Origin of the sequence: Massilimicrobiota sp. An105, from assembly GCF_002161155.1 — a bacterium.
Taxonomy (GTDB): domain Bacteria; phylum Bacillota_I; class Bacilli_A; order Erysipelotrichales; family Coprobacillaceae; genus Allocoprobacillus; species Allocoprobacillus merdigallinarum.
In genome coordinates this window covers 1-7,889 of sequence record NZ_NFLY01000070.1, presented here as the reverse complement: position 1 = coordinate 7,889, position 7,889 = coordinate 1, and the positions used below count along the sequence as shown (strand labels likewise).

The 7,889-nt window shown below is 31.4% G+C and carries 8 protein-coding genes and 1 pseudogene; 1 reads left to right on the top strand and 8 read right to left on the bottom strand.

All coding sequences use genetic code 11. The annotated features are described in order from the left end of the window. The 6 genes from B5E48_RS13810 to ispF all read right to left on the bottom strand — a co-directional run. A partial coding sequence (locus B5E48_RS13810; RefSeq protein WP_206407347.1) for a hypothetical protein occupies positions 1 to 208 on the bottom strand: 208 nt, incomplete at its 3' end. Between the two features lie 201 nt (positions 209 to 409). After that, positions 410 to 853, bottom strand: a complete 444-nt coding sequence (locus tag B5E48_RS12875) for a DUF188 domain-containing protein (protein ID WP_087305500.1) — start codon at positions 851 to 853, stop codon at positions 410 to 412. Continuing rightward, positions 850 to 1,419: a rhomboid family intramembrane serine protease gene (locus tag B5E48_RS12870; protein ID WP_087305498.1), complete on the bottom strand. Its 570-nt coding sequence runs from the start codon at positions 1,417 to 1,419 to the stop codon at positions 850 to 852. Before B5E48_RS12870 ends, B5E48_RS12875 begins: the two co-directional genes overlap by 4 nt. Continuing rightward, positions 1,409 to 2,206, bottom strand: a complete 798-nt coding sequence (locus tag B5E48_RS12865; RefSeq protein ID WP_087244778.1) for a DUF5011 domain-containing protein — start codon at positions 2,204 to 2,206, stop codon at positions 1,409 to 1,411. The genes B5E48_RS12870 and B5E48_RS12865 overlap by 11 nt, the downstream gene beginning before the upstream one ends. A gap of 83 nt (positions 2,207 to 2,289) precedes the next feature. Further along, positions 2,290 to 3,720, bottom strand: coding sequence for a glutamate--tRNA ligase (gltX, locus tag B5E48_RS12860; RefSeq protein WP_087305496.1), 1,431 nt, complete (start codon positions 3,718 to 3,720; stop codon positions 2,290 to 2,292). 5 nt (positions 3,721 to 3,725) lie between these two features. Beyond that, the gene (gene ispF, locus B5E48_RS12855) at positions 3,726 to 4,205 is read right to left on the bottom strand and encodes a 2-C-methyl-D-erythritol 2,4-cyclodiphosphate synthase (RefSeq protein ID WP_087244780.1); all 480 of its coding nucleotides are present in this window, start codon (positions 4,203 to 4,205) and stop codon (positions 3,726 to 3,728) included. Between the two features lie 132 nt (positions 4,206 to 4,337). On the opposite strand from ispF, the gene B5E48_RS12850 reads away from it, so the two are divergent. After that, positions 4,338 to 6,008, top strand: coding sequence for a glutamine--tRNA ligase/YqeY domain fusion protein (locus tag B5E48_RS12850; RefSeq protein ID WP_087305494.1), 1,671 nt, complete (start codon positions 4,338 to 4,340; stop codon positions 6,006 to 6,008). Between the two features lie 7 nt (positions 6,009 to 6,015). On the opposite strand, the pseudogene B5E48_RS12845 reads toward B5E48_RS12850, so the two are convergent. Both B5E48_RS12845 and B5E48_RS12840 read right to left on the bottom strand, forming a co-directional pair. Then, positions 6,016 to 6,558, bottom strand: a pseudogene (locus B5E48_RS12845) (GTP pyrophosphokinase). 162 nt (positions 6,559 to 6,720) lie between these two features. Continuing rightward, a complete protein-coding gene (locus B5E48_RS12840) occupies positions 6,721 to 7,752 on the bottom strand; it encodes a MerR family transcriptional regulator (RefSeq protein WP_087305492.1) in 1,032 nt (343 codons plus the stop codon). Between the last annotated feature and the right edge of the window lie 137 nt (positions 7,753 to 7,889).

Genomic DNA, 7,889 nt, shown 5'->3' with positions numbered 1-7,889 from the left:
TGGTTACGTTTTTGCATGCAGAAAAATAGAGTAATGCTGGTGCATTACTTTTTATTTTGCTCATTGTTAATATTTGCTTTAAGCGTTTATCAACCAAACGAAACCAAATTCCTATAATAAAACTAAAAGCTGTTGACTTTTTTACTTTGTCAACAGCCTGAAGCGTCCAAATGGACGCTTTTAAGTCGTATTCAAAAAAATTAATCATTCAATAAAAATATTTTTTATTTCAATACAAAGAAATGATTTATTACTTACACATCTTCGATACCTCTCTACAATTAAATACTATATAGTGAGTTCATTATATCAAAGCGAATTATCACTTAAATCAAAATACTTAATCAACTACGTCATTAATAATCAATCTATAGTGACTATGTTTTATCATCAAATGAATGAAACATTATCACCTTTTTAACGAAATACTCAAAATAGTTTCTAACTGTTTTAAAAAATAATCCTTATTCTCTTTTGTTGGTTTAGATGGACCTTTGATATGCTTATGACTTTTTCTTTGATGAGCCCCAATATAACGTCTTAGTAAAAGCTCATCAATATTCTGTGATGTGATTTTCAAACCAGAAACATGTAAAACATAAGCGCCTTTTCCTAATGCCAGGGCTGCCAACCCATAGTCTTGAGTAATGAGTAAATCTCCTTTTTTCAAATCAGATAAAATACGCATATCAACACTATCTTTACCAATTTCACATTCTATAACAGGATAAGGGGCATCCTTTAATAAATGGGCATAATCTAAATACACAAACATCTCTATTTGATAGTCTAATGTTAATTGATAAATGTCATTTTTATACATGGCAGCATCGCCATCAACAATCACTCTCATACAATATGTAGTGCCAAAATCAAAACCATAGCGACAATACCACCAATAAGTCCACCAATATGACCTGTTTTAGAAATACGTCTATCCATGAATGTATAAATCAGATTGATAATAATCACAAATGCAAAATCATTTAATACACTCATAAACGGACCACCTAAAATATATCCTAAAGCAATGATAGCTCCAAAAAATCCAAAAACAACACCACTGGCTCCAATCGTTAAAGTCTGATAATAACGTGAAGAAATTTGTGATGCACTATAACTTAATAATGAACTTAATATCATGGATATAATAACCAGATACAAGTAAGGAACTGTTCCTAGACAAGCCTCTAGAAAATGTCCTACCTGATATAATGCATATGCATTCATTAAAAAGTGAAATAATTCTGCATGTATAAAGTGACATGTTATAAAACGCCAATATTGATGACGTTCTTGAATATAAGGAGGATAAAATCCTCCTAATTTTAATGCACAACTCCATTTATCATCATGTTGTATAAACTGAATATATATAAATATAACTGCACAAATTAATACATAAATATTAGTTATCATCTTCTACCTCTATAACTGTAATTGTTCTTACGACTTGTGTCGTATTTCCATCTTTATCACTAACCGTATACATAATCTCATAGATTCCTGGTACTTGATTATCAACATGTCCATCGACAATCAGACGTGATGTAATATCTCCTTCAATATCATCTGTCGCATAAACACCATCATATAAATCCACACTCTCTCCAACATGAATTTCAAGGTTTTCAATACCTTTAATTGTTGGTGCAATAGCATTTTTTTCTACAACAACCTTGACTCTTAAAGAACTTGACTGGTTGCCATGCTGATCTTCTACAATGATACGTTCAATCTGTGTTCCTTCAATTTCAAAAGATTTTGTTTCACTCTTTTTACCACTTTTTTCATCATAGAAATAAACCTTTGTAAGTGAATGGTCTTCAACATTTTCAATCAAGTCTTCAGCTTGAAGTGTTTCACCTAACTGAACATGCCATTCTACTTTCTTTAATTGAAACTTAGGTTTAATTGTATCTTCTACCACAATCTCAAAATATTGTGTTTCATTAAAATAAGTAATAGATGCCTGATATGTTCCAACTTCTTTTGAAACATGTGATAAATCTAATTTCACATTTTCTAAGACTGAATGATTCGCATTGACATATTCACTAACATCTGTAGGAATAACTTGTCCATATTGAAATGTAAAAACATTTCTTTTTAATTTAATTGGGGAAATTGTTAATGCTAAATAAATTAATATTGTATCAACAAGAATAAAAAAGGTTAAAATTGAAACAATAATTTTATTCTGCATAGTATACACCCCCTATTAAATATTATATCACTAAAATATGAAATTTTTGTGTCTAATGCTTTTTCTTTTGAAAAAAGAAGGGATTACCCTTCTAATCTTGATAAAACTTTTGTTTTTCCAAGCAAAGCAATTGATTTTGTTAAATCTGGTCCATGCATAATACCAGTCGTTGCAATACGAATTGGCATATATAACATCTTTCCTTTTGCTTTTGCTTCTTTTTGTGTTGCCTTGATACATGCAAAGATATGATCTGCATCAAATTCTTCATCTGACAATTGTTCTAAATGTGATTTAAACACCGCTAATGTATTTGGAATAGATTCATCCTGCATAAATTCTTGAGCTTCTTCACTGATCTGCATGTCATCTTCAAAGAATAATGCAACCTGTTCAACAATTTCTTCACCATAACTGATATGATCACGATGAACATCAATTAACTGTCTGATCCATTCATCACTCTTATCAGATAAATCATAAGCCTTTTGTAAGAATGGTAGACACAAATCAACCAATTCATCTAAAGTTTTTTCTTTTAAATATTGGCTATTCATCCATTTTAATTTATCGTTATCAAAAATAGCCCCTGATTTAGAGATACGATCAACACTAAATGATTGAATCAATTCATCCAATGTAAATAATTCTTTTTCTTCTTTTGGTGACCATCCTAACAATGCAATATAATTCAAAATAGCTTCACTTAAATATCCTTTTGAAATTAAATCCTGATAAGAAGCATCCCCATTACGCTTACTTAATTTATGTGTTTCATCTTTCATCACAGGTGGACAGTGAATATAAACTGGTGGTTCCCATCCAAATGCCTGATATATCAAATTATATTTAGGTGTAGAAGACAAATATTCATTTCCTCTAACAACATGTGTAATATTCATTAAATGATCATCAACAATATTAGCAAAATTATATGTTGGATATCCATCACTCTTTAACAATACACCTTCAGATAATCCTGCATTTTCAACTTCAATATGTCCATAAACTTCATCATCAAAAGAAGTGACTCCTGTACTTGGAATTGTTTGTCTGACAACATATTTTTCACCATTAGCAATTCTTTGTTTTGCTTCTTCTAAAGATAATGATTTACATGGATCAATATATCCTAATTCTTCATGATCAGCATTTTCCTTTTTCGCTTCTTCAATTGTTTCTTCATCACAGAAACAATAATGTGCGCCACCTAATTCTACTAATTTATCAGCATATTCTTTATAAATAGCTAATCTTTGTGATTGAATATAAGGTCCTACATCTCCTGGTTTATCTGGTCCTTCATCATAATGTAAACCTGTCTTATCAAGAACATCATAAATCATATCAACTGCCCCAGCAACTTCTCTTTGCTGGTCTGTATCTTCAATTCTTAAAATGAAATCCCCACCATCATGTTTTGCAATCAAATATTCATACAAAGCTGTTCTTAAATTCCCAATATGCATATAACCTGTTGGACTTGGGGCAAATCTTGTACGTACTTTACTCATTTTCTCTATCCTTCCTTATTTAATAATACAACACTCTGGGCAACAATACCTTCTTTTCTTCCAACAAAGCCCATCTTTTCGCCTCTTGTGGCTTTAATATTAACTTGTGTGATGTCACAATGAAGAACACGAGCAACATTGTCTTTCATCTTGGCAATATGTGGAGCCATTTTAGGTTCTTCACACAAAATTAAGCTATCAATATTTCCAATCTGGTAACCTTCTTTTTTCATCATCTGATACGTATATTCTAATAATAACATGGATGAAATCCCTTTGTATTTAGGGTCTGTATCTGGAAAATGCTTTCCAATATCACCAAGTCCCATAGCACCAATAATACTTTCAATAATCGCATGAAGCAAAACATCCGCATCGCTATGTCCTTTTAAACCTTTTTCGTAAGGAATTTCCACACCACCTAAGATAAGTGGTCTACCTTCTACTAACTGATGAATATCAATAGATTGTCCAATTCTCATCATACACATCACCCTTTCTGCCCTATTCTAGCACAAATAAGATGAATATACAAAACTATATCTTATGAAACTGTTTTATATTTTCAAAAAATATGGTAAACTAAAGCATATATTGAAACAAGGAAGGTTGGACACATGGATAATAAAGAAGTTATAAGTAAAAATTTTATTGAAAGAATTATAGATAAAGATTTAGAGGAAGGAACATACACAAAAGTTGCTACACGTTTTCCACCTGAACCTAATGGATATTTACATATTGGACATGCGAAGTCTATCTTATTAAATTATGGACTCGCTAAAAAATATAACGGAACTTTTAATCTTCGTTTCGATGATACAAATCCAACAAAAGAAAAGACTGAATTCGTTGACTCTATTGTTAAAGATGTGGAATGGTTAGGTGCTCATTATGATGGTGAAATCAAGTTTGCTTCTGATTATTTTGAAGATATGTATGAAGCTGCAGTGAAGTTAATCAAAAAAGGAAAAGCCTATGTTTGTGATTTAACAGCTGAACAAATCAAAGAATACCGTGGAACATTAACAGAACCAGGAAAAAATTCACCTTATCGCGATCGTAGTATTGAAGAAAACCTTGATTTGTTTGAAAGAATGAAAAAAGGTGAATTTGAAGATGGAAGCAAAGTCTTACGTGCTAAAATTGATATGGCTTCACCAAATATCAATATGCGTGATCCGATTATTTATAGAATTGCCAGAATGACACATCATAACACTGGTGATCAATGGTGTATTTATCCAATGTATGATTTTGCTCATCCTATTGAAGATGCGATTGAACATATCACTCATTCTATCTGTACACTTGAATTTGAAGATCACCGTCCTTTATATGATTGGGTTGTCCAAGAACTTGAATATCCTGAACCACCAAAACAGATTGAATTTGCAAAGCTTTATTTAACAAATGTCATTACTGGAAAACGTTATATTAAGCGTTTAGTTGATCAGGGTATTGTTGATGGATGGGATGATCCACGATTAGTTACCATTGCTGCTTTAAGAAGAAGAGGATTTACACCTGAATCATTAAAGAATTTCATGGATTTAGTTGGTGTCGCAAAAAGCAATTCATCAGTTGATTATGCAATGCTTGAATATTGTATTCGTGATGATTTAAAACCAAAAGCACCTCGTGTTATGGCTGTTTTAGATCCTATTAAGCTTGTGATTGACAACTACCCAGAAGATCAGGTTGAATACTTAGATGCGCAAGTGAATATGGAAAATCCTGAGTTAGGAACAAAACAAGTACCTTTCTGTAGAGAACTTTGGATTGATAGAGATGACTTTATGGAAGAACCACCTAAAAAATATTTCCGCTTATTCCCAGGTAATGAAGTCCGTTTAATGAATGCTTACTTTGTTAAATGTGTAAGTTATGAAAAAGATGAAAATGGAAAAGTGACTGTTGTACATTGTACTTATGATCCAATCACAAAAAATGGAACTGGATTTACAGGTCGTAAAGTCAAAGGAACAATTCATTGGGTACCAGTACCTTTCGCAAAGAAAGTCACTGCCAGATTATATGAAAATCTTGTGGATGAAGAAAAAGGTGTTTACAATGAAGATGGAAGTGTCAATTTAAATCCAAATTCATTAACAGTTGTTGAAAACTGTTATATTGAACCAGCTATTGAAGAGGCAAAACCTGGAGATTCATTCCAGTTTGTAAGAAATGGATATTTCTGTGTTGACACAAAAGATTCTACTGATGATCATCTTGTCTTTAATAGAATTGTCTCTTTAAAAAGTTCATTTAAATTACCAAAGAAATAAGATGGGGCTACCCATCTTTTTTATGTACTTTCTGATATATTTTTTGCATTTGTAAATCCGTTAATGCCATACGACTGGCACATTGTTGGAGTTCTTCACAAATATCCTGTGATACCTGATCTTTGTTTTTATATAAAATTTCATGTTCTAAACCGGCCCAAAAATCCATTGCGATTGTTCGCATTTGAATTTCGACTGGAAGCTTCATTTTTCCAGATTTCAAATAAACAGGTACCTCTAATACAAGATGCAAAGAACGATAACCTGTATCTTTAGGATAATCAATATAATTCATTTTCTTTACTCATATAATATCATCATGCATGATTAATAATTGAGAAATATATTGAATATCATTGATATAATGACAAATAACTCTTAAACCAGCAATATCATTTAACTTTTCTAAAGATTGTCTTTCTAAAGGATATTGCTTTCGTTGCAGTTTGTCTATGATGCTTTCAGGAGATTTAATACGTGATTGAATATTATGAATGGGACTATATCCATTTTCACACTTCAATTCATCATCAATACTTTCTAACTTCATTTTCATGACTTTAATAGCCTGTCGATAAGGCTGCATTATTTTCCAAAAAGTCTTATGATCATTCAATTCATCTTTCAAGTCCATAACATCACCCAATCATCATTGTATGTCAGATTATGAAAAGGATTATCATATAAATATGTGAAAAAATAAAACAGAGAATTAACTCTGCTTTATCATATAATCTGTTAAATTAATACCATGTTTCATAGCATATAAAACATGATTTTTATCATTGATATGAGCCACTTTTGCTTCTAAGATAGTCGCAATATATCTGGCATCATCATCTAAAATCATCGGCCAGAAAAAGTAGAATCTTGTCCCATCTTTAAAGAAAAACTCAAAATCAGGAACATAGACTTCATAGGCAACAAGGCTTGCTCCCATGACATTCATATATTTACGATTTGCATAAACATTGACTTTTTCAATATCTTCATAACGATAATAATGCATAATCTTTTCATCTTTACCCACTAACACTGCAAAGAAATATTTTAAATTATCCATCATTCCTTTAAATTTATAATAGCGAATACCATCTCTTAAAAATTCTACAGACTGGTCTAAAGAGTTATCTAACATCATGGATGGACCTGTTGCACGATTAGCCACACCAATCGACACAATGGTTAAAGTGATAAACATCAAAGCAAAAAGAGTCCACCATATCCAAGACTGTTCTATAACAAGCCTTAACCAGATCATGACTGTTCCTGTCAAAAATAATGAACCTAATACTTCATAAATAATTTGTCTTTTAGCCCATGCCTTTGTTAGCTTTCTTCCTAACGATACAGTATTGGTTGTTTTTTGAATACCTAACTTCCAATGATGTGAGGTTTCTTCAATATCCTGTAAAGCTGGAATTAATGGTAAATCTTTATCATGATAGTTATCAATCGTTTTTTTAATTTCTTTCATATTTTCTATTTGATTATCCAAATGAATCTGATTGACTCTTAAACATTCATGAAAATCTAAATGTCCATTAACAATAGCTTTAACATCATCAATAGAAATATTTAATCCTCTTAAAAATTTAACTAATTTTAAGACCTGTAAATCTTCATCACTATAGTTACGATAACCATTATCATCTCTTTGAGGAGTAATAAAACCTTCTTTTTCATAATAACGAATTGTATGTTTACTTAGTCCCAATTCTCTTTCTAAATCACTTGTTTTCATATTATTTCCCTTCTTTCTGTGCGCACGTTCTTGCGCTTAATATATATTTCTTTTGAAATCATCGCTCCTGCAATGCGATGTAAAGCAACCGACTTACCTCGCGGGGATAACCCAACGGGGACCAAAGCATGTCGGTA